Source organism: candidate division Zixibacteria bacterium HGW-Zixibacteria-1, assembly GCA_002838945.1.
Taxonomy (GTDB): domain Bacteria; phylum Zixibacteria; class MSB-5A5; order GN15; family PGXB01; genus PGXB01.
The window spans coordinates 15577-38555 of record PGXB01000035.1 but is presented as its reverse complement, the minus strand read 5'-3'; the positions used below and the strand labels follow the sequence as shown (position 1 = coordinate 38555).

The following is a 22979-nucleotide window of genomic DNA, read 5'->3' as shown; positions in this document are numbered from 1 at the left end:
TTATGAAAAAACTACTGATGATGATCCGGGCAATGTTGAAAAACAATTTACCCTTTAATCCTAACTATGCCCTTGACAGTTAAGACGGTATCTACTAAAAATCTAACCAATATCTACTTCTTTTTCTTCTTTGGCTTTTTGTCTTCGTCGTCGTTGTTGTTGCCGGCGTCTTTCTTCTTGTCATCATCCTGTGAGGTTTTAAACTGTCGTGCCAGGCGGTCCAGTTCCTTATCGACTAGGTCGTAGATACTCCCCTTCGTGAAACCGCCGCTCTTGAGCTCTTTGCCGGCCGGTTTGCCGGTCAGGATCTCGATACCCTCGTCGATTGTCGTCACCGGATAAATATGGAACTTGCCCGCTTTGACTGCCTCGACCACTTCCGGTTTGAGCTGCAAATCGGGAACATTCTGGATCGGAATCATCACGCCCTGCTTGCCGGTCAGCTTCTTCGCCTTGCAGACATCATAAAAGCCCTCGACCTTTTCATTGACACCGCCGATCGGTTGAATCTCGCCGTACTGGTTGACCGACCCGGTGACCGCAAGGCTCTGGTCGATCGGCACCCCGGAGAGCGCCGAGAGGATTACATAAACTTCGGTCGATGAAGCCGAGTCGCCGTCGATACCGCCGTATGACTGCTCGAAACAGATCGAGGCCGACATCACCAGCGGTTTGTTCATGGCGAACTTGCCGCGCAGGAACCCGGTCAGGACGAGAACGCCCTTATTGTGAACCGGGCCGGAGAGGTCCGACTCGCGCTCGATATTGATGACCCCCGAGCGGCCGACCGAAGTGCGCACCGTGATTTTCGCCGGTTTCCCGAAAGCATGCTCGCCGGTATCATATACCGCGAGGCCGTTGATCTGCCCGACCGTCTTGCCGGTCGTTTTGACCATGATAGATTCCTCGACATACATCTCCTGAATCTTGTCCTCCATCATACTGACCCGCTCGCGCCGCGCATCGATGGCTTCGCGGACATCCTCGCGCCTCACCATCTTGCCCTTCTTCTCCATAGCGCAGATGGCCGCTTCCCGGACGATATCGGCGATATTGGTGAACCGTGTCGAAAGCTTGTTCCTGCGGCCGGCCAGCCGGACACCGTAAGCGGCGACCTCCTCGAGGGCGCCGGTATCGAACGGCACCAGTTTATCATCGGTTGCAATTTTTCTTATAAAAGCAACATATTCCTTGAGATGGCACTCATTGAGCTCCATGACAAAATCGAACTCGGCCTTGATTTTGAATATTTTCTTGAAATCTTCTTCGTGGCTGTAAAGGACATTGTAAATGCGTCGTTCGCCGATCAAAACCACCTTGACATTGAGCGGGATCGGCTCCGGTTTAAGCGATGATCCGGCCATCATATAGAAGGGATCATAACCGGTGATGGAAAACTCGCCGCTCATAAGGTAGCGCTTGAGCGCCTGCCATGAGCCGGCTTCGGAAAATAGATCGAGCGCATTGATAATCAGATAGCCGCCGGCCGCCTTCAGAAGCGACCCGGCATTGATCCGCGAAAAATCGGTGCGCCAGTAGCCGAACCGGTCCACCACCCGCTCCACGGTTCCGAAAATATTGCGATAGGCGGGCGAATTTTCGATAATCACCGGCGCCTTTTTGGTCTCGGAATTGTCCAGAACGAGGTTGACCGCGAATTCTTCGAACGGCTCCTGCTTTCTGAAAGCGGGCGGTTCTTCCTCGCCGCGCCTCGGGCGGGCCTCTTTGAAGCGGTCGAGATTCTCCGAGAGCGCCTTCTCGGCATCGTCCAGATAACGGCAGACCTTTTCGGCGGGAAATTTCTTCTTGAGGACATTGATTTTGTCCTGAATAAGCGGCGCGATCATGGAAAAATCAAGTTTCTCCAGGGCGGCATCCAGTTTCTCGAGCATCTTCTTGGATTCCATCTCCACCAGGCTCATTTCGCGTCTCAGCTTTTCGCGTTTGCCGATTAGATCCTCGAGCCTCGCCTTCTGGAACTTGCCCTCATTGGCCAGCCGTTCGAGTTTATCGAGCGACTGCGGCTCATTGTCGATCAGCGGCTGTAATTCATTCCTGAGCCCGCCGCCGACCTGGTACTGGATCATCACAAATCCGGCCTCATTCATTTTCTTTTCGAAATCCTGCAGCAGGCTTTTCTGCCGCGCCTCGAAATCGGCGGCAATCCGGTTGCGCTTGGCCTTGTAATCCTCGCTGTTGAAAATTTTCGGTATTGATTTTCGAAGAGTATTTATCATCAGGCCGACCAGATGCTTAAAAGTGCCCCCCTCGCCGGCCTTGAAAACCAGTGCAATCGGCTGATCAGAGTCCCTGAAATTGTTCACATAGCAATAGTCATTTAATTCCGGCTCCTGCCCGTCAAGGTCATCAAGAAGCTTTTTAATAGTCGTCGTTCGGCCGGTTCCGGTCAGACCGGTTACGAATATATTATAACCGCGGCTCTTGACTTTCAGACCCAATTTAATGGCTTTGATGGCGCGTTCCTGGCTGATGATATTGGTGCAGGGTTTGACATCGTCGGAAGATCTGATTTTATACTTTTTCAAGTCAATATTCGCGGTCAGGTCAGTGTATTTCAATTCATTTGACTTCTTGGGGGCCATGATTCCTCCTGAATTTATGATTTCAGCAAATATAACTCTTTTTTTGCAGGAAACAAGATATCTTGACAATTGGTTTATAGATATTATATTGGGCAAAATTGACGGGATGGCGGTATCGTCTAGTGGCCCAGGACGGGGGATTCTCAGTCCTCAAACCGGGGTTCGATTCCCCGTACCGCTACCAAATACAAAGCCAGCGGTAACTTAGCCGCCGGCTTTTAATTTATTTTTCGGGCCATCTATGATTTGGGGGTGGATAAAAGATACGGTCGGGAAAAATCAGAACGTTGAACTAAATATCATTATCGCTTTCCATAAAATACCATTTTTCAGGATCAGTCAATCCATACTTCTCAATGGTATCCTTATTGGCATAAATGACAAAATTACGGTACTTCTTCCGGACATAAAAACGATACTTCATTATCTTCCGGTTAATTTGCCCGGATCCATAAAAATGGAAAACTACCGAATTGATATTTAGAGTCCGGCCGTGGTTCAAAAAAGCCGTCATCAGCCGATCGAAATATTTGTCAATATCCAGAACAAAAAAATCGGCTATGTATAACTCACCATCCAGAATCGAATAGACTATATAGCCGTACATCTCGTTGGTCTTTTTATCGGTACCGGCGAAAAACTTATATTCGATATAGGGACACTCCCGGAACCGCCAGTTCAAATAGGCCGAATTCCTTTCCCCGATCAGGCTGTACCGGCCGGAAGCTTTTTCCCAAAGACAATCGAATCTGGCATCAAAGGAACTGCCCAGCTCAAAGATGCTCTTTCGATTCAGCAGCGATTTATAAGTCTCCGGAGCAGTCAGAAAAATCGCAGCATCGACCAGATATGATAATATCCTTGCCCAGGATTTATTCTTGAGCCGATTTCTTAAATAACCGTGCGACCTGATCTTTTTGACAAAACGGATGCATTGACCGATTTTGATATAGCCGGTCCTGACCATCAACTGGTCGGCGTTTTCATTGGGCAAACCATATATGAAATCCAGATGACCTTCTTTGACCGACGAAAGAACGTTTTTCTGCAGCATGAAAGCGGGCCAAAATGTCCGCCCCTTTTCGGCAAAGGCAAAATCCCCAACCACCCCCGCTCTCAATCTTTCATTATTGACATACATGATCCGGGGAAAGACAACGACCAGGCCAAGCAAATTCTCTTCACCATCGTTATTTGCCAGCCAGCCAAGAGTGGTTCCCGATGGATTTTTTTTGTAGAACCATGAATATTTTTCCTTTTGCCACCCGGGGAAATTGGCCGCCCAGAATCTTACTATTCTTGATTCGTCGTCAAGGATGTGGATTTTGTCAATCCTGTAACTCATATAGCAAAATATGATTATCTTGCCTTTTGGCAATAGTTTTGTAATGTCTCAATGTCAAATTTTACGCGCCTACCCGGTATTTTCGACAAATATCATCCGTTTTTAATATCTTATCAGCAATTATCGTGGAAATCAGTAATCATTCCTCTTCCTGAAATTCATGCGGACCGACATATTAAGAATATCAAAATCTATACGAGGCCGATCCCTTCAATTTCAACATTTAGCAGACCGTAATTAGAGGACAAAACCCGACTTATTCTGGATTAATTGCAGCTGAATTACCGGAATCTCTATGTAAGAATTAGACGATTCACCAAAATAATAATTGGCAAGCTTAATAAAATGTAATATCTTATAGTCATGGAGGGAAATCATGTCGAAAAATGTCGTCTATTTAACCATAATGCTTGCCGCCACACTCTTTTCCGGCAGTTTGTCAGCCGCCATTCTTATGGTTCCTGCTGATTATGCCACAATCCAATCGGCCATCGACGCCGCCTCACCGGGCGACACGGTCATAATAGGAAAAAACAACCTGCCAAATTTTTATAATTTGCCTTATTTCGAGCAACTTGTTGTCAACAAACGAATTGCTCTGATAGGAGCGGGAGGTATTGTCGGCGGATTAAAATCAGGCGATGTCATACTGATCACTGCCGGAAACTGCCTTATCAAAAAATTGAAGATTTACGGAAGCGGCAATTCCCAACCGGCCATTGGCACATGGGACGCCGGGATCAAAATCAAATATGCTGATTCCTGTATTATTGACTCCTGCAGATTTCTTGCCAATGCCGCAGGGTTGGTCATCGAGGGCTCGAATTATACTCAGATTACGCATAATATGATTATCAACAACCAGGCCGGCATCTATTTCTATTCCGGACAGGATGGCTATGGTCAAATTCACAACAGTACCGGGAATTATGTTTTCGATAATGACATTATTTACAATCATGTGTCAGGGATCATGCTTGCCCAGGGTGACGGCCTTCATCAGAACAATGTAATTCAGAATAACTATTTCGTTTATAACATGCAGGGCCTGTCAATGCGAAGCGCACAGGATAATGATATCACTGGCAATTGTTTCAACTGGTGCATTCAATACGCAATATATGAATTCGAGGGATACAGCGAGGGCGGCAGTAATCAAATCAGGCTTAACACCTTTATCAACAACTATAACGGCAATGTTCATTCGTTCTGTTTTCTGGCCGAAACTCAGCCGTCTGATTTATGGTCCGAAAACTTCTGGTCGGATTATGACGGTGAAGATAATAACAGCGACGGTTACGGCGACACGCCGTACATTCTTGACGGTGGCTCCTGCGAAGATATCCTGCCGCTTATGGCCGCCCCGGATTTCGATCAGGATGCCATTCCGGACGACTTTGATAACTGCCCTGACGTTGTTAATACCAACCAGAATGACTGGGATAGTGACGGCATCGGCAACGCCTGCGAATTCCTGTGCGGCGACGCCGACTATAGCCGGAGTGTTAATATTCTCGACGTTACCTTTATCATAAATTTTTTATACCGTGACGGCCCGCCGCCGATTATCGACGGGATCGCCGATGTCAATGACAACGGTGCCACCAATATTCTCGATATCGTTTACCTGATCGCCTATTTCTACAAAGGCGGGCCGGATACTAATTGCCCACTGTATCATCATTAAATGGAAAGATTTTATTGGCAGGGACTTTATCTATACAGGGTTGAGTGAAAAAGCCGGCGGATATCCGCCGGCTTTCTTCTGAGCAGCATTTCAGAGAAATTCAGGGAATTCAACTGCCGCTGTGTTTTACTTTCATGCCGGGCGGGGCGCTGAGCGCGGTCCGGCCGTCATCATGACAGTCATCGCATTTGGGATCTTCATTAAATTTGCGACCGGCATGACAATCCTCGCAATCCAGTTCGGAGTGCATCTCATCGAGTTTGAGACCGGTCACGGCATGACGGAAATTCTCCCGGTTCCACCCCTGGTGACAGTTCTCGCACATCCGGCTTATTTTCGATATCCGCTTTCCGGTCGGATGGCAGGCCCAGCAATCGAGCTTGTTGTGATATGGGTTGAGCGGCCAGCGGTCTTGTTATGCGTAAAACCGGGGCGCTCTTTGGTATCGTGACACTTGGTGCACTGATCGCCCGCATGACAGTCGTTGCAGATGGCGTGAACCTCCTCCTGCGTCTTCGCAATGCGCGAGGATTGCTGCAGATCATGACAGTTGCTGCAGTTCTCCTTGCGGTGGCAATCGACACAACGGAAACCGAACAGATCAATATGCTCCTTGTGCTGGAAAGTCACGACCGGCCCGGCTTTTTCATCGGTGTAATAGACCCGTTTCATGGGAACCGTGATCACCGGGTGCGATTTACCCATGATATCGGTCGGGTCCGCCGAACCTTCAGGGACGCCGCCCGTTTCATTGACGACATGGCAGACAACACATTTGGTCTCATGACTCCATTCGACATGGCACGCCAGGCACTGGCGATGATAGGCCCCTTTGAGGTTCGGCTTCTGCAAATCGGTCGATTCCGAAACCGGGCTGTGACATTCGCTGCACGGCGGAATGTGCCCCGGCGGGCTGTAGTGATGGCAGGCGGCGCAATCGCCGCCCATCTCCGCCATCTGGGCATGAAGCCTGTGGTCGAAATGCACCGACTTATAAATATCGACCAGATTGTCAAGAAGAATTTTATCCGGAGCCTCACCGATATTGTGCTTGCTGGTTTGATGCACCATGACCGTACGCGGGCACGATTTCAAACAGGGGACGCGGGCCGTCGGAACTTCACACGTATGACAATCGGTGCAATTCAATTCCGATGAGGCACTCTTGCGGGTACTCTGGGCAAAGACAGGCGGCATAAAAAAACCGGCGGCCTGGATCAGCAATATCAGAATGAGGACCCTTAGACTTATATATATTTTCATTTCACCTTATCTCGATTAAGATTTAAAACCAGCTTTGAGCTTTCCGGCCCGACCGGCACATTCTCGCCGTTGGGAACCGAAATGATCGGCAGGTTCAAGACCAGAAACCGGTAAACGAGCACCAGCAGGGCTATCAACCCGGCTGTAACCAGGATTTCAAAAACCGACGGGAAATAAATGCCGTCGGCATAAAGCGGCGTATAGCCGACTAGAAAAACATTGATCCGGTTTAGGGCCACGCCGAGGACAATCACCAGTGTCGCCGATATAAACAGTCCCTTGACCGATTTCCGTATTTTGGGTGTGCTCAACATGAGGATCGGTATAACCACGCCGCCGATTATCTCGATTAAAAACATCGCCGACTGGACCGAACCCTCAAACAGGTACGGCCAGGCGTCGCGAATCGTCAGATCGGCCACTTTCACGGCAAGGTATACTCCGAGCAGGATCGGTGTGTAGCGGGCAATCGACGACAGAATGCCCAGTTCCGGCTTGAGCTTGAATGATCGCGATGACAGGATCGACTCGAATATGACCATCGGAAATCCAACCGCTATGGCAGAAAGAAGAAACATCAGCGGCGATACCGAAGTATACCAGAGCGGGTGAACCTTGTCCGGCGCAATAATCATAAGCGTCCCCAGCGAGGACTGATGCAAACAGGAGAGCACCACCCCGGCAATGATGAACAGCGAAATAAAACGGGTCAGATATTTATAGCAGACCGTCAGCCAGGAATCGATCAGTTTGCTAAAAACGCGCAACGGCCCGGGCAGTGCCACCCGCCCCATAAACCGCTCGGCCACGATCGGCAAAAACTCGATGTAAAGGATGGTCAGGTAACACATGACGCACAAACCGACTTCAAAAAGAACCGAGTTGCCCTGCCACATGCTCGGGATCATCGGATGCCAGACATTGTAGTAGCGTCCGAGGTCGGCCAGCAGGCCGATAACCACAAATGTGTAACCCAGCATGGCCGTCAAGAGGGCCGGTCTGGTGATAGCATGGTACTTGTCCTTGTGAAAAATATCGGCCAGGGCCGCGGTCGTAAAACCGCCGGCGGCCAGGGCCACACCCGAGGCGACATCGATGGCGATCCAGATACCCCAGGGATACTGATCATCGAGGTTGGTGGCCGCCCCAAGGCCGAAAATCAACCGGTACACATAGCTGAGAATGCCCAGCCCGGCAATAGCCGCGAGAATAGTTGTCCCTTTGGTGAAAAAGCGGGTCTTCATGGGAGCCCGGGTTTCATGAGTACTCATTCGTCCTCCTCCGCCTTCTCTTTCTCACCATTGAGCGAATGCATCACCAGTCCCAGCAGTCCATAGAGAGCCAGCGGCGGCACAAAAGACTTGAATATACCGTGCTGTATGGTCTCGGTCACGTGCGGAACCGGTTCTTTATCGAGCCTGGGCAGTTCGGTATATTTGAAATCGACCGGCGCCAGATACATCCAGCTCGTCCCGCCGATTTCGAATTCTCCGTAGAGATGCTTGAAATAACGGCCAGGATTATTCTTTATCCGGATATAAGCCGCATCAATCAGGTCTTCCCGCTTGCCGTATGTCAGCGCCTCGTTCGGGCAAATCGCCACGCAGGCCGGCGGGAGCCCCTGCTCAATCGTCCGCTCATAGCAGAACGTGCATTTTCTGACCTGCGGATCGACCGGATTATGGTACTCATAGGCCGGAACCTGGAACGGACAGGCCACCATGCAGTACCGGCAGCCGATACATTTCCAGGCATCGTAAACGACCGGGCCGCGTTTATCTTTGTGCAGGGCCCCGACAATGCAGGCGGAGGCACAGGCGGGATCAACGCAATGCATACATTGCACTTTCATGGTATATTTCCTGTCCCCGATTCCCGGACCATCGAAACGGTTGACGACCGTAAAGGCCGAATAGTCGGGACGGCGATGTTTTTCATATACCGACATGTCATCGTACTCTTCTCGCGGTCGATTCGAAGTACTGTTGGCCCGGCTGCAGGCCCATTCACATTTGCGGCAGCCGATGCAGACGGTTGTATCGACCAGGACACCGAACGAGACGCCGCACTCCGTTTCCACCGTTTCCGCCCGGCCGAGGGTCCCACCGGCCGTCACCGCGGCGGCACCAAAGGCGGCCGCCTTAAAAAAATCACGTCTCTTTATTTTCATGGTAAAGACTCCCTATCACGGTCGGCCTGAGGAAGGCCTTTTGATATGAACATGCAAAGCCCCTTAATAATTTTCACACACCTCTATTACTGCGCCGACAAAATATTATATTATGCCCCTGAAGACAAGCAATAATTAATATAATATAGGTCTATTTAGTCTAATCTCGACAAAATAGTATAGTTATCATACAGTGACTATATCCATAATCCGACAAACGCCTGCCGGATTCCGGGCCGGAAATCTAAATTCTTGACAAACAGGCATTTTTGGGTAGATTAAAATAACAAACCACTGAGAGAGACTTTCTTGCCGATGAGGTAAAAATGTTCAAAAAGATACCGCAATATGTCTATTATGGGGCTGCCATCTGGTTCATTTTCTGTCTGTTCAATTCGGCCAATCTGTTTGCCGAAAGCGGCGCCCTGACGTCCGATTCTAACTATCTTCCCGACCTTTATAAAGTCATGGTCGAAAGCTCGGGCGATGCCGACCGGCTGATTTTGTCGGGGGCCGATCCTGTTCTCAGGATCGCCGACGGCTATCTGGTTCTGGTTAAGAGCGGCGGCGTGAAAACTCTCGCCGATTCCGGTCTGAAATTTACTCTGGTCCGCGCTGCCGTCGATCGCAGTCGCCTGGCCATTGATATCCGCCGCGATAATGTAAATGTGGAAAAATACCCGGTTGTTTTCGAAGAAGGCGGGGTCAGAATCCTCGATGTCAACCCGGATGATATCTATCAGCCGGGAGAATCCCCGGGCCTTTCGCCGCTCCTGACCGAAAATCTCAAAATTATCTATAAAGAACCCCGAGCGCTCAAGGGACTGCTTCCCGAAGATGTGGTCGGTCTTGATTCTCTTATCGGTCTGATCAGGGGCGATTCGCTGCAATCGTATGTTCAGGCGCTTCAGGCCTTTCCCCCACGGGTGACCGGAAGCCAGTCCGATTATGATTCCCGGGACTGGATCTACAACAAGTTCGTCAAGTTCGGTTATGATTCGCTAATGCTGGATACTTTTACTTATTCATCAGCGCAGGTGCACAATATCATCGCGGTCAAACCGGGGACTCTCTATCCCGATCATTATGTCGTCATCGGGGCCCACAAGGATGCCGTCTCGGCGTCGCCCGGGGCCGACGATAACGCCTCAGGAACCGCCGGCGTACTCGAAATCGCCCGCATTCTCAAGGACATCGACACCAAAATGACCTTTATCTTTATTCTCTTCGACGGCGAAGAGCAAGGACTAAACGGCGCCTGGCACTATGCCAATGCGGCCGAAGCGGCCGGCGACAGTATTGTGGTCATGCTCAATATGGACATGATCGGCTACATGGGCAATACCAACGATGTCACCCTGTACCACGGTTCCGATGTCACCTTTGCCAATCTCTGGATCGATCTGGCCGATTCCCTGGCGGCCGTCAACCTGACCGGTCATCTGGCCGGGACCTCCGCCGCCTCCGATCATTATCCTTTCCAGCAGAACGGCTATGATGTTGTTTTTTCAATCGAGTATAATTTTTCGAGCGTTTACCATACATCTCATGACAGCACCAGCTACATGGACTTCAGCTACATGGCCCGGATTGTCAGGGGCATGCTGGCGGCAGGATATGAAATAAACAATACTTATGTCCCCGAGCCCGGACTGGAATTCGTCTATCCCGACGGCCTGCCATCGACCATTACCCCGGGAGTTGATGAGACCATTCAGGTGCAGGTGATCGGCTCGTCCGGCGGCGATCCGGTTTCGGGAAGCGGCATGTTGTACTACCGCCCGGTCGGCCAGGCGACGTCTTCGACGCCCATGACCCTGATCGGCGATAATCTATATGAAGCAGTCATACCGGCCCATCAGTGCGAAGCCGCACGAGTGGAATACTGGTTCAGCGCCGATGAAGCGACCACCGGAACAATGTATGATCCACCGGCACCCGGTTTTTACTCGGCCGTCGTCGCAACCGAAACAATTGTGGCGTTCGCGGATGATTTCGAAACCGATAAGGGGTGGACCGTCTCGGGCGGTTTGTGGGCGCGCGGCACTCCCACCGGTGGCGGCGGCGAACACGGCGGACCCGATCCGTCCGGTGCTTTTTCAGGAGCCAATGTCTTCGGCTACAATCTCGGCGGCGATTACACCAACAGCATGCCGGAAAGATATCTGACCAGCCCGGCCATCGATTGCTCCGATATGTCCGGTGTGAAACTGAAATTCCGGCGCTGGCTCGGGGTCGAGCAGCCGTCGTACGATCATGCTTATATCAGGCTCAGCACCAACGGCACCACCTGGACAACCATCTGGAGCAACACGGCCGAGGTGGCCGATAATGTCTGGACAGGACTTGAATACGATATCTCTTCGCTGGCCGACAACCAGCCGGTCGTGTACCTTCGCTTCACCATGGGGACCACCGACGGCTCCTGGATCTACTGCGGCTGGAATATCGATGATGTCGAGATTTACGCCTACCGCTGCGGCTACAGCGCACCGGTCATTACCACCGCATCGATACCCGACTGGACCTCCGGGCAACCCTACTCGGAGCAATTGACTGCGGGCGGCGGAACCGGTAATCTTACCTGGGCTGATAAATACGGCGACCTTCTTGGGAGCGGTCTGACCCTCTCTGATGCGGGCCTGCTTTCGGGGACACCGACATCCTCCGGCCCCATCTCATTTACCGCCATGGTGACCGATGAGAGCCTGAACAGCGATGAACAATTATTGACCTGTCAGATAAATCCCGAAATCGTGATTACCTCGGAAACTCTGCCCGACGGTATGGACGGCGTGGCCTATTCATATCAACTGACCGCTACCGGCGGAACCGGAGCCATGATCTGGACGGACCTGAATAATTATCTGGATGGAAGCGGTCTCAGCCTTTCAGCGTCAGGGCTGATTTCCGGAACACCGGCGTTTTGGGCGGACATTAATTTCGTCGTTCAGGCGACCGATGCTGTCGAGGCCGCCGATGAAAAGACCGTGCACCTGTTCATTGCCCCTTCATACGTTTGCGGTGATGCCAATGATGACGAAAGTGTCAATCTGCTGGATATAACCTATCTGATCAATTACATATATAAATCGGGCCCGGAACCGGTACCGCCGGAAGCCGGCGATCCTGACGGCAACGGCCTAACGAATATCCTCGATATAACATACCTGATTAATTATTTGTACAAAGAGGGTCCGATGCCGGTTTGCCCGTGACAGGCACATAGAAACAAAAAGGACAGCCATCCGGCTGTCCTTTTTTATTTTTTTATGATCAGTTAATTACTCATAACGGAGGGCATCGATGACATTAACGTTCGCGGCCCGGTAGGCCGGGTAAAGTCCCGCCATGACCCCGATACTGGTGCAAATCACGAGGCTGTATATCACCCACTCCCAGGGAATAATCATCGCCTCACCCATCATGGCGCGGTTGACGCCCAGTCCGCCGGCGATTCCGATCAGTCCGCCGATAATCCCAAGCACCGCGGCCTCGATCAGAAATTGAAATATCACCACGCGCCGCCGGGCGCCGATGGCCCGGCGCAGGCCGATCTCCCGCGTCCGCTCGGTGACCGCCACCAGCATCATATTGGCAATACCGATTCCCCCGACAACCAGCGACACCAGGGCAATCAGGATTATAAAATTGGCCAGTGCAACGTTGGTTTCCTGAATCGTGGAGAGAAAGAAATCCTGTCGCCTGACGTCGAAATCATTGTCCTGATCGGGCCGGAGGCGGTGATTGCGCCGGAGAATTGTCTCGATATCGAACAAAGCTTCGTCATAACTTCCGGCATCCTTGAGCTGCGCCAGTATCTGGTCCAGGTGATCCACGCCAAACAGTCGCTCCTGGGCGGTGGTCATCGGGACAAAAACCTGCTCATCGGGACTGAACCATGACTCACCCTTGGCTTTCAGAACACCGATCACTTCAAACCGCTTTGCCCTGATATATATCGCCTCGCCGACGGCCGGCTGCTCGCCAAACAGTTTCTGGTGAATGGTAGCTCCGATAACACATACCCGCGACCGTTCCGCCAGATGACTCTCATTGAAAAATTCACCCTCCGTCAGCTTCTCATTGTTGACTGTCTTGAATTCCGGAATTGTCCCGGTTATCCGGCAACTCAAATTATTGTCCAGATATTCGACCGGGGCATTGCCCGAAAAACTGGGCACGGTGGTCGTGATGACTTCCGAAACTCGCTCAATTTCCTCGGCATCGGCCTCGGTCAAATTAATGACATTGCCGGAAGTCGCAATACCGCGGTGATGCCCGTGTGCCGGACGAATCATAAGAACATTGGAGCCCAGCGATTCGAGCTGTTTGGCGATATTCGCCTTGGTGATTTCTCCGAGAATGACCACATACAAAACCGCCGCGATACCCACCGCTACCCCGATCAGAGTCAGTATCGACCTGAGAGGATTCGCCCGCAGGCTCTGCAGCGCCATCTTGATATTTTCGAAAACCAGCATATTTTTCAGATTACCATATTATAAGGCGATGCGGTCAGCTTCAACGGCCCCCGGTCTGCGTATTACTGGTGCCGAAACTCCGACTGTTCCTGATTCTTTCCTGCATCTGGTCGTTTTCATCTTTCAGCCGCGATGTCATCGGCACACCTAAGATGTCACCTTCCTTCAGACCGCTGGTGATAATTGTCTGCTTGAAATCGGATAACCCGATTTCCACCTGCCGCGGCACTAAGGAATCACCTTCTTTAAGCATCACCATCCTGGCATTACGCTTGTCTGACCCCTCGCGCGGCATATCCAGGACCATGGTCGGAACCAGCAAGACATTGTTCTCTTCGGTAATTGTGATTTCGACCGTGGTATTCATCCCCGACTTAAGTTTGCTCTCTTTATTTTCCACCTCTATAATAACATCAAAAAGGGTCACATTTTGATCGATCCGTGCCTCCGGCGCAATGCGCACGATTTTACCCCTGAATCTCATCTGTGGGTAAGCTTCCGCAATGACCATCGCCGCCTGGCCCACCCCCACCTTGCCGACATCGATTTCGTCAATACCGGCTTCGATATAAACCGATTTCATGTCGGCAATATCTGCGATCGGGGTTCCGCCGCTGACATTGCTGATACCCGAAGCAATAATCTGCCCTTCTTCGACATATTTCTGCAGGATAATTCCGCTGATCGGCGCCCTGACAATAGTCTCATCAAATTGAATCTTCGACCGGTCATAGACAGTCTGCGCCCTGATCATTTTTCCCTTGGCCTGCGCCAAAGCCAGAACCGCCTGGTCCAGCTCCTCCTCGGAAATAAGCTTTTTCTCGAAAAGCTGCTGGCGCCGGAAATGATTGTCGGTGGCCTGCTTCAATTCGGCCGTGGCGATATCGATATCGGCCTTCGCCTGGTCAAGTTCAGCCTTGACATCGGTCTGGTCCAGCCGCGCAATCAGGGCGTTTTTTCCGACAAAATCGCCCACTTCAACCGGCAAATCTTCTATCCGCCCGCTGGCCTTTGACTTGATTTCCACCCGGTCGATTGGCTTGACAATGCCATTAGCCGAGACCATTATTTTGAAGGTCCCGAGTTCGGCGGTATATTCCTTGAATCCGGGCCCCCCTGCCTGATCCTCGCTCGTTCCCCTGCTGAAGTAGAAAATCACAACCACAACGGCGACTATTACCAGGAATAAGACACCGATTATTCCCCGCTTTTTTCTGCCGCGATTTTTTCCGTTATCTGTCGAATTCATACTCATAATTTTCCCGTTTAGTTTTCATTAACCTATGCCGAATCTTAGACAATCAATCAACCTTAAAAGTCTAATATATAACCAAAGTCCTCATAATTCAATGGGCCGGACTGTTAATTATGCTGCGAATTATATGAAAAGTTTGGATATTTTCGTTGGGTCGAATACAAATAAAAAACCCCGGTTGAAAAACCGGGGCTATTTATCAGAAATTTTAATAAATGTCAGCCTGCCAGCGTTACCGGCATACCCATCATCGGCCAGATCAACCAGACAAATAGAGCCAGAACAACCAGGAGAACAATACTGGCCGGAATGCCCGCCATGAAGAATTCGCCGCTGGTGAATTGCTTGCTTTCGTAGGCGATGGCATTCGGCGCCGCGCCGACCAGAAGCAGAAACGGCATACCGGCCACAACCAACGATGAGAAAAATACTACTTCGGGCGCTACATTAAGATACGGCGCGATAACCAGCGCCACCGGAAGCGATATGGCAATCGCCGCGACATTCATGATTAGATTGGTCATAATGAGAATAAACAACGCTATGCCCATAACAAAAATAAACCAGTTGGCATGCTGAAGCACCCCCAGCCAGTTTATGGCCAGCCAGCTGGCGGCACCGGTCTGCCAGAGACAGAAACCGATACTCATGGCCCCGCCGAAAAGAAGCACGATGTTCCAGGGTACTTCCTCGAGATCCTCGATCTTGAGAATCCGAAACAGGAAAAATAGAATCGTCGCCACCAGGATCACCGCACTCTTGTTGAGACTTTCCAGAAATGGAATAAAGGACCGCAGACTCATCACCGCAATGGTCGTAAAGACTATGGCAAGCGTTAATATTTCCGTTTTTGTTATCGGCCCCAGATGTTCATTCAGCAGTTCGACTCTTTTCCGAAGACCGGGAATGGTTTTGTGCTCCGGTTTGAAGACTGTCATTATCAAGATCCAGATTAAAATAACCATCACTACGCCGACCGGTAACATGTACTCCGAAAGCTGGAAGAAGGTGATCTCTTTTCCGACAATATCCTTGAAAAATCCGATCGCCACCGCGCCGCGTGCCGCACCCAGCAGCGTGATAATACTACCGGCGCCGGCCACGAAAGCCATCCCGATAAACAACCCCTTGCCGAATTTGGTTGGCTTGTTGTCTTCGTCGTACAGCGAATAAATGGCCATAAGAAGCGGGAATACTGCCGCCGCCACCGCCGTGTGGGCCATGATCAGGGTCAGCAGAGCGGTCATGACAAAGCTGCCGAGATATATCTTGCTGGTCTTTTCTCCGACCAGCAACAACATTTTATAGGCCATGCGCCTCGTCAGGCCGGTGCGGGCGAAAGCCATGCCAATCACAATGGAACCGATAATAAACCATACCGACGGATCGAGAAAATCGGTCAGGGCAACCTGGGTTGTACGTATCAAAAACAATGACTGAACGACACCGATGGCAATACTGGTAACACCGATCGGGATAACTTCGAAAACCCACCAGACCGCCGCCAGCAAAAACAATCCCAGGGCCGCTTTGCCCTCACGGGTCAGGACAAAATGCTCACCGGACGGATCGACCGCATCGGGAAAGGATGGTAGAAAATATAAGAGAAAAAATAATCCCAACCCCAGAAAAATAAAAAATGCCCTCTTCTTATCTATCTTATCAAGAAAATTCCGCAAGCGGTGTTCATGTTTCTCCTGCTCCGATTGAGTTTTGCCGCCCCCGTTTTCTAAGTCCCTGTCTTGCTCGGTCATCTTTGCTCCCCAAATCGCGCTGCATTTTGATGCCTGACGGTCATTTCATCTTGGGACCGCTCCCGGCGACAATTTCCTCAAAAGCACGACTATATTAAGTATGGCCGTCTGAGATACGACAGGAGATATATATCATGAAAATTTATATTCTCCGGCGCTCTCTCTTATCAAGATATTCTCCCAAAATATATTAAGTCAATCCCCCTCATAATTAGCATGGTTTCATGTTAATGATATATTGCTTATTATAATAATGCATTAAAAAAGGAATCTTAATTGATGACAGTAATGGATGGGACATTAGAATGGCATAAACCGCAATAAGATAAAATTTCCGTCCCTGTTCGGCTCCGTCAGGCGGCGACTGGTTGGTTCTCACGAGCTCGCTATCCCCTCCTGAAACATCATGCCTATTCTCGGCATATAAAAAAAATCACATCACCACTAATTGCTTGCGCAAAATCAGCGGACAATATAAAAACAGGGACAGACAATGTCAATAGGCTGTGTTACAAGAACTTACCGGAAAATGGTATATTATTGAAAGACAGGCTTGTACCTTGAAACTTTTCGACTAATCTATTGCCATTCAACCGTCGCCGGGGGCTTACTGGTGACATCATAAAGGATCAGATCGATCTCATCGAACTGGCTCTCGAGTTCATCGACCAATTCGGCTATTGTCTCTTTGGATACATCCTGACCGATGAAGGCCGGTCGCCCGGTCATATAATCATTCGTGATAAAGGTCCTGATGGCCACGGAGAATTTTTTCTCCAGACCGATCGGCAGAAGCACCGCCAGAACCTGGCTCATCGGCGGTTTATTCAGCTTTTCCGTCACGACATGATCAAGCTCCTGAAGCAGCGCCACTGAATCATGACTCAGATAAAACTCGGTACACTTTACCTGCTGATCGATCTCTTTTTTGTTGAGAACATAAGCTACCCGGTTGATCCCTTTCACTTTGTTGGGAATGCCGTTTCCCAGGCGGTAAATATGATTCCAGTCAAGATCGATCCCTTTGCCCCAGAGCAGGCTCAGATGCCGGTAGCTGCGAAGGTCGCCCTGCACGCCGACCGACCTGATCGGCAGGACATTGCCCTTATACCCGCCGCCCGATTCGCTGAGCACTTTGCCGAAACCGTTAAAAACTTCCCGATCGACACTCCCCCGTCCGTCATAACAGATGGTCCTGATGGCCAGGCCCGGTCCGGGAAACGGCTGCCGCGAGGCAATACTCTCGGCAATACCCAGTTTTCGCGCCACCCGGCGAACTTCATCCTTGTGCCAGTCCCAGTTGGTCTCGATCACCATTCCCCTGGCGCGCGCCAGGCGGATCATTTCGACATCATTATGATGCGTCTTTATCTTGTGCGCCGTGGCGCTCACGTCGGGATTGCCGCTTTCAATCAGGTCCGGGCGCAATGTCCCCTGCGCCCAGAAAGTTTTATCCGGCTTCAGCCGCAGACGTGCCGAAACATCCTGAATGACCCTGACAAAGACTTCCCCGATTATATTTCGCTTTTCTTCGGGATCGATCGTGGCTGTCAATGGCCCGATTTCTGTGCCGTCGAGCGTTACCACCGTGTTAAAAAACTTTTTCTCGGCATTTTCTCTTATCAGGTGTTTCAGCCCCAGTTGCTTCAACTGCTCGCAGATAATATCGCTCTCATCCTTGCGCATCAACCCGTGATCGACATGAATGGCATATATCTTGTCCGGGTCAAGCGCCCGGCTCAGCAGGGCGGCGCTCACCGCCGAATCCACCCCGCCGCTGACCAGCACCAGCACCTGGCCGTCACCGACCTGCTTCTTGATCTTCTCGATAGCGGCGTCGATTCTGTCTTCGAGAATATAATTGCCGCTCAATTCGCAAATTTTAGACAGGAAATTTCGCAGCATGGCCACCCCGTTGACCGTCAGATCAACTTCGGGATGAAACTGCACCCCGTACACCTTCCGCTTATCGTCCTGCATGGCCGCACAGATATGCTCCGATACCGCGCAGCTTTTGAAACCGTCGGCCAGAATCTCCACCGAATCGCCATGACTCATCAAAACCCGCTGGCTCTCATCCAGACCGTCGAACAGCGGGCATCCTGGATCCACCTCGATATCGGTTTCGCCGTATTCATTCTTGACTCCGGGAGAGACAACGCCGCCGAAATGCTTGTTGATCAGATGCATCCCGTAGCAGATTCCGAGAATCGGCACGCCCAGGGAAAAAATATCTTCATCGTATTCGAGCCGGTCGTCATCCCAGACAGATTTCGGGCCGCCCGAAAGAATGATCCCGTCGAATCCTTTCAGTTTCTCCGCCTCCACTTTCAATGGAAACACTTCGGAACGAACCGATAATTCCCGCACCCGGCGGTCGATTACCTTGGTATATTGCGCGCCGCAATCAAGAATGGCGATACTGTCTATTTTCACTTTCTTATTCTCCCCAAATCATCAAAACCGGTAACCGGCTTCCATCTTGTAAAAATAAATACGCTTAATATTTTCTTTGCCGCCCAATGAATATAATTTTGTCCCGATTGTCAACTCCGGTCGTCAAATCAATGAGTCCGCACGTAATTGACCATCTTTTTCATGGCCTTTATATGGGCCGGCGTCGTCCCGCAGCAGCCCCCGATAACCGACACCCCGATCGCCGCCAGGGCGCGCCCTTTCTCCGCCATAAATTCCGGTGTTTCCAGATAAATGGCCTTTCCTTTTTCCATCCTGGGCAGCCCGGCATTGGACTGAATTATCAGCGGCATCCGGCTGCACATCCTGAAACCCTGAGCGATTTCGACCATTTTTTCGATCCCGTTGCCGCAATTGGAACCGATAAGATCGGCCCCCGCTTCTTCCAGTCCGGCCGCCGCCGCTTTTATATCCGTCCCCATTATAGTAAAATAACCGCGCGGGGTCGGATCGAAGGTCATGGTCGCCATCACCGGCAGATTCGGCGCCATCGTCTTAGCCGCCTGAATAGCCAGTTTGGCCTCGGCCAGATCGGTCATGGTTTCGATACAAATTATATGCACCCCGTGCTCGGCAAGAGCCTTAATCTGCCGCTCGAAACTCTCCAGCACCGCTTTCGGGTCGGCATCACCATACGGTTTGAGGATTTTGCCGCACGGCCCGACCGAGCCCGAAATATAGGCCCGCCGCCCGACCGCTTTCCTGACTGCCTCGACCGCGTTGCCGATTATTTCTTCGGTCTTGTCATGAAGGCCATACACCGCCAGTTTCAGCGGCGAGGCCCCGAACGTGTTTGTCTCGACGATGTCGGCCCCGGCTTTCAAATATGCGGCCGCAATTTCCTGCAGAATCTCCTGCTGACCAAGATTCACTCTTTCCGGGCAATAACTGATATTGACGCCGCGCTCGAACAGCATCGTCCCCAGGGCGCCGTCGCCGATCAGCGTCTCGCCCGCCTTTATCCTCTCCAGAAAATCTTTCATATCAGTTCAGTCCCAGCATGTTCTTGATCTTCTCAATCGAGTTGATACCGTCGAAGGCATAAGCATCGGCGCCGATTTCACGCGCAAAATCATCCGATACCGGCGCCCCGCCGATGATGGTTTTTATTTTGCTCTGCAGCCCGCGCTCTTTGATCAGATCGACCACCAGTTTCATGTTCGGCATGGTTGTCGTCAGAAGCGCCGACATGCCGATCACCGAGGCCCCCTCGGCCACCGCCGTATCGACAAACTTCTCCGGGGGAACATCATGACCCAGATCGATTATATCGAACCCATTTCCCTTGAGCATGATCCCGACCAGATTTTTGCCGATATCATGCATGTCACCATGCACTGTCCCGATAACGACCTTGCCGATCGTCGGCACTTTTTCCTTCAAGAGCAGCGGCTTGAGCAAATCGAGCCCGGCATACATCGCTTTAGCCGCCAGCAGAACATCGGGAAGAAATATCTCGTGCGCCTTGAATTTCTTCCCGACCACCGTCATTCCGGTAATCAGACCGTCATCGAGTATCTGTTTGGCCGCCAATTTTGCCTCGATCGCCTGCACTGTTAATTCGGCCACTTTTTTGTCCTCGCCGCGTTCCAGGCTCTCCGAAATATGTTTTAGTATCTCCAAATTTACACCCCTGTATTGCGGGAAACTATTTTTTCCTGATCCCGTTGATTCTTGCCCGGCAGCCCCGGTCCATGCATTGATCGCAAAACGAATAAGCGATATCGAACATATGTATTTTAGCCGGGCCGACCAGCATCACTCCCGATATGGACTTGATCGGCTCCATCATAAAACTGTCGGTCAGGTGGATACCGACCTCCTCCGGATTCAAATACTCGAACAGCTTTCTCTGCCCGCTTATATGCCAGCCGCAGTATCCCGGACTGTACCGCATTATATAACTTTCGCGGGAAACTTCTCCATCCTCCATCAATTGCTCGAAATAAGCCATCTCGGTGGAATGCCCGGCCAGTTCGGTCGCTTCCGAAGCGGCCGTATCCAGCATCGAGGCCAGGGCGAATTCATTGGCCTCAAAAAGACTGTTTATTTCATGGCTGACCGCGCCGCCGACCGTGATGGCAAACAGCGCCAGATGATCGGCCACCGGATAAATTTTGGCCACCGGTGTCAACTGCTCGTTTTTCCCTGACCCGTTGTAGATGGCCCGAAATTGTGCAATCGAAACATCGGCAATGACTCCGATCGGCTCGCACAATTCGCTGAATATCTCGAGCGCTTCATCGGCCAGTTCCAGAATTTTCTCCGGCACTTCGGCCCCGGGCGGAATGCCCTGGCTCTTCAGCACATTCTCCCTGGGCGGAATCAATTCTTCTATTTCGAAATTTATAATCTGCCTCATATTTCCAGCACTGGCAATTTATCCATACCGTATTTCCGCGCCTCGACACCCATAATACGGCTCAATTCTGTTTTTACATCGCCCGGCAATCCTGTCGGCTCGTATTCATCAACCATCCGAGCGACTTCCCCCCGGGCCTTCTCCATAAGTGTCTTCCCGCCTTCCTCGCGCCAGCGCGCCCGGTTGGCCCGCTCGATAACGGCACCCGGGAAATGATGCTCACTGCGAAGATATTTCCGCGAATGATCCGCTATCAGGAGATGTTTTTCCCTGAGAAGCTCCTCGAAATGCGGCCGCGCCGGAAAGTCTTCTTTCGGCTCGATACCGCTTATCAGCCGCATTACCATCCCGCAAATCTCATTATCCACCACCAGCTTCTCATGGCTGAAACAGTTTTCGAAATCGATCATTCCCGGCCCCGAGATACTATTGATCCCCGAAAGCGCCGCCAGGGTCGCGCCCATCGACGTCTCCAATCCGGCCTGGGCATCGAGATGCTTGGCATCACTCAAACCGATATACGCCTGCGTCGGAAGCCCCAGGTATTTGCCGATTTCATTGTAGGCGCAGTCGATCATCTCCGTCTCCACCGCCCCCATCGGCGTCGTTTCATAGCGGATATCAAAAATTGCCGGTGAACCGCCATAGAGCGCCGGCGCGCCGGGACTGGTCAATTGTGTCAGCACCACGCCGGATAATGTCTCGGCCGTATGCTGCACCAGCGTCCCGACCAGCGTCACCGGAGCCACAAACCCGCTCAACGGCATCGCCACATATTCGACCGGGATTCCATAACGCGCGCAATCGACCAGATTTTGCGAAGTGACATCGGACCAGCTCAATGGTGAGGTCGGACAGCATGAAAAAACGGTCAGCGGCTTATTTCTTAATTCCTCTTCCGAACCGCGAATGGCCACCTGCAAATTTTTCATCACTTCGAATGATACTATCTTGAACGCCCCGGTCACCACCGGTTTCTCGCACAGCATCAGGCTGAGATAAAGCCGGATACTGTCGGCGATTTCCTGCGGCACATCCGATGGCACCATCGCCGTGCTCTGCGAAGCGATATATTTCATCCGGCTGACCAGTTTCGTGTATGCAATATAATCCGCCACGGTCGCCTTGCGGACATCTTTCGCCCCGGCATCAATAATATAAATGGCGGCCGAACCGGGTGTGAAATGAACCTTGTCGCCGGAAAAATCACACTGCTGATGCCCGAGCGCGTCATAAAGCTTAAAACCGGACGGCGCGTCTTTGATGGCTTTGTCGATTATATCTTCCGTGAAGCGAACATGTTGCTTGTTCTTATCGACTTCGGCCCCGGAATCCGAAAGAAGCGACAGCAGGCCGTCATTGTGAATCGTCACTCCCAGATGGCACAGGATATCCCGCGCCTCGGCTATAATCCTCTCGATTAACTCCTTTTCAAGAAATCTGACAACCGGTCTCATCGGCAACCTCATTAAGTTTATGATTAACGGCCTTGAGCCAATATAATAATATGAAAGCCAATTCGCCATAACGACCTGATATCAGGATGATTTTTGTCTTCATAAATCGGGCTAAATTATGTTT

General features: G+C 51.2%; 16 protein-coding genes and 1 tRNA gene. 3 read left to right on the top strand and 14 right to left on the bottom strand.

Going from position 1 to position 22979, the window contains the following annotated elements; all coding sequences use genetic code 11:
• Positions 1–113 precede the first annotated feature (113 nt).
• Positions 114–2603, bottom strand: coding sequence for an ATP-dependent protease (locus CVT49_12510; protein PKK82694.1), 2490 nt, complete (start codon positions 2601–2603; stop codon positions 114–116).
• Between the two features lie 108 nt (positions 2604–2711).
• On the opposite strand from CVT49_12510, the gene CVT49_12505 reads away from it, so the two are divergent.
• Positions 2712–2787, top strand: a tRNA-Glu gene (locus tag CVT49_12505).
• 108 nt (positions 2788–2895) lie between these two features.
• On the opposite strand, the gene CVT49_12500 is transcribed toward CVT49_12505, so the two are convergent.
• The gene (locus CVT49_12500; GenBank protein ID PKK82693.1) at positions 2896–3948 is read right to left on the bottom strand and encodes a hypothetical protein; all 1053 of its coding nucleotides are present in this window, start codon (positions 3946–3948) and stop codon (positions 2896–2898) included.
• A gap of 376 nt (positions 3949–4324) precedes the next feature.
• Between CVT49_12500 and CVT49_12495 the strand changes: the two genes are divergently transcribed.
• Positions 4325–5635, top strand: a complete 1311-nt coding sequence (locus tag CVT49_12495; protein PKK82692.1) for a hypothetical protein — start codon at positions 4325–4327, stop codon at positions 5633–5635.
• Between the two features lie 109 nt (positions 5636–5744).
• Here the strand turns inward: CVT49_12495 and CVT49_12490 are convergent, their stop codons facing one another.
• Genes CVT49_12490 through CVT49_12475 form a run of 4 tightly spaced genes read right to left on the bottom strand, consistent with a single transcriptional unit; the run spans position 5745 to position 9068 of the window.
• Positions 5745–5960: a hypothetical protein gene (locus CVT49_12490; protein PKK82691.1), complete on the bottom strand. Its 216-nt coding sequence runs from the start codon at positions 5958–5960 to the stop codon at positions 5745–5747.
• A 5-nt stretch (positions 5961–5965) separates the two neighbouring features.
• Positions 5966–6898, bottom strand: a complete 933-nt coding sequence (locus CVT49_12485) for a hypothetical protein (protein ID PKK82690.1) — start codon at positions 6896–6898, stop codon at positions 5966–5968.
• Positions 6895–8169 (bottom strand): Ni/Fe-hydrogenase cytochrome b subunit, encoded by a 1275-nt coding sequence (locus CVT49_12480; GenBank protein ID PKK82689.1) that lies wholly within the window; start codon positions 8167–8169, stop codon positions 6895–6897. The genes CVT49_12485 and CVT49_12480 overlap by 4 nt, the downstream gene beginning before the upstream one ends.
• Positions 8166–9068 (bottom strand): 4Fe-4S ferredoxin, encoded by a 903-nt coding sequence (locus CVT49_12475; protein PKK82688.1) that lies wholly within the window; start codon positions 9066–9068, stop codon positions 8166–8168. The genes CVT49_12480 and CVT49_12475 overlap by 4 nt, the downstream gene beginning before the upstream one ends.
• Positions 9069–9394: 326 nt before the next feature.
• Here CVT49_12475 and CVT49_12470 point away from each other — a divergent pair, with 326 nt between their 5' ends.
• Complete coding sequence (locus CVT49_12470) at positions 9395–12286, top strand: hypothetical protein (protein ID PKK82687.1); 2892 nt, start codon at positions 9395–9397, stop codon at positions 12284–12286.
• A gap of 66 nt (positions 12287–12352) precedes the next feature.
• On the opposite strand, the gene CVT49_12465 is transcribed toward CVT49_12470, so the two are convergent.
• From CVT49_12465 to CVT49_12430, 8 genes are all read right to left on the bottom strand, one after another.
• A complete protein-coding gene (locus CVT49_12465; GenBank protein ID PKK82686.1) occupies positions 12353–13552 on the bottom strand; it encodes a multidrug ABC transporter substrate-binding protein in 1200 nt (399 codons plus the stop codon).
• A 40-nt stretch (positions 13553–13592) separates the two neighbouring features.
• A complete protein-coding gene (locus CVT49_12460) occupies positions 13593–14807 on the bottom strand; it encodes a hypothetical protein (protein ID PKK82685.1) in 1215 nt (404 codons plus the stop codon).
• A 218-nt stretch (positions 14808–15025) separates the two neighbouring features.
• Positions 15026–16561, bottom strand: coding sequence for a transporter (locus tag CVT49_12455; protein ID PKK82684.1), 1536 nt, complete (start codon positions 16559–16561; stop codon positions 15026–15028).
• Positions 16562–17140: 579 nt separating this feature from the next.
• Positions 17141–18997, bottom strand: coding sequence for a glutamine-hydrolyzing GMP synthase (locus CVT49_12450; protein PKK82683.1), 1857 nt, complete (start codon positions 18995–18997; stop codon positions 17141–17143).
• A gap of 128 nt (positions 18998–19125) precedes the next feature.
• Positions 19126–20019: a methionine synthase gene (locus CVT49_12445; protein PKK82682.1), complete on the bottom strand. Its 894-nt coding sequence runs from the start codon at positions 20017–20019 to the stop codon at positions 19126–19128.
• Between the two features lies 1 nt (position 20020).
• Positions 20021–20659 (bottom strand): cobalamin-binding protein, encoded by a 639-nt coding sequence (locus tag CVT49_12440; GenBank protein PKK82681.1) that lies wholly within the window; start codon positions 20657–20659, stop codon positions 20021–20023.
• 25 nt (positions 20660–20684) lie between these two features.
• Positions 20685–21398 carry a hypothetical protein gene (locus CVT49_12435; GenBank protein PKK82680.1) on the bottom strand — a complete coding sequence of 238 codons (714 nt, stop codon included), beginning with the start codon at positions 21396–21398 and terminating at the stop codon, positions 20685–20687.
• Positions 21395–22924: a hypothetical protein gene (locus CVT49_12430; protein ID PKK82679.1), complete on the bottom strand. Its 1530-nt coding sequence runs from the start codon at positions 22922–22924 to the stop codon at positions 21395–21397. Before CVT49_12430 ends, CVT49_12435 begins: the two co-directional genes overlap by 4 nt.
• Positions 22925–22979 lie beyond the last annotated feature (55 nt).

Bases quoted from the DNA above. Each gene is read 5' to 3' on its own strand.
- CVT49_12510 (PKK82694.1), bottom strand. From the start codon at position 2,603: ATGGCCCCCAAGAAGTCAAATGAATTGAAATACACTGACCTGACCGCG.
- CVT49_12500 (PKK82693.1), bottom strand. From the start codon at position 3,948: ATGAGTTACAGGATTGACAAAATCCACATCCTTGACGACGAATCAAGA.
- CVT49_12495 (PKK82692.1), top strand. From the start codon at position 4,325: ATGTCGAAAAATGTCGTCTATTTAACCATAATGCTTGCCGCCACACTC.
- CVT49_12490 (PKK82691.1), bottom strand. From the start codon at position 5,960: ATGTGCGAGAACTGTCACCAGGGGTGGAACCGGGAGAATTTCCGTCAT.
- CVT49_12485 (PKK82690.1), bottom strand. From the start codon at position 6,898: ATGAAAATATATATAAGTCTAAGGGTCCTCATTCTGATATTGCTGATC.
- CVT49_12480 (PKK82689.1), bottom strand. From the start codon at position 8,169: ATGAGTACTCATGAAACCCGGGCTCCCATGAAGACCCGCTTTTTCACC.
- CVT49_12475 (PKK82688.1), bottom strand. From the start codon at position 9,068: ATGAAAATAAAGAGACGTGATTTTTTTAAGGCGGCCGCCTTTGGTGCC.
- CVT49_12470 (PKK82687.1), top strand. From the start codon at position 9,395: ATGTTCAAAAAGATACCGCAATATGTCTATTATGGGGCTGCCATCTGG.
- CVT49_12465 (PKK82686.1), bottom strand. From the start codon at position 13,552: ATGCTGGTTTTCGAAAATATCAAGATGGCGCTGCAGAGCCTGCGGGCG.
- CVT49_12460 (PKK82685.1), bottom strand. From the start codon at position 14,807: ATGAGTATGAATTCGACAGATAACGGAAAAAATCGCGGCAGAAAAAAG.
- CVT49_12455 (PKK82684.1), bottom strand. From the start codon at position 16,561: ATGACCGAGCAAGACAGGGACTTAGAAAACGGGGGCGGCAAAACTCAA.
- CVT49_12445 (PKK82682.1), bottom strand. From the start codon at position 20,019: ATGAAAGATTTTCTGGAGAGGATAAAGGCGGGCGAGACGCTGATCGGC.
- CVT49_12435 (PKK82680.1), bottom strand. From the start codon at position 21,398: ATGAGGCAGATTATAAATTTCGAAATAGAAGAATTGATTCCGCCCAGG.
- CVT49_12430 (PKK82679.1), bottom strand. From the start codon at position 22,924: ATGGCGAATTGGCTTTCATATTATTATATTGGCTCAAGGCCGTTAATC.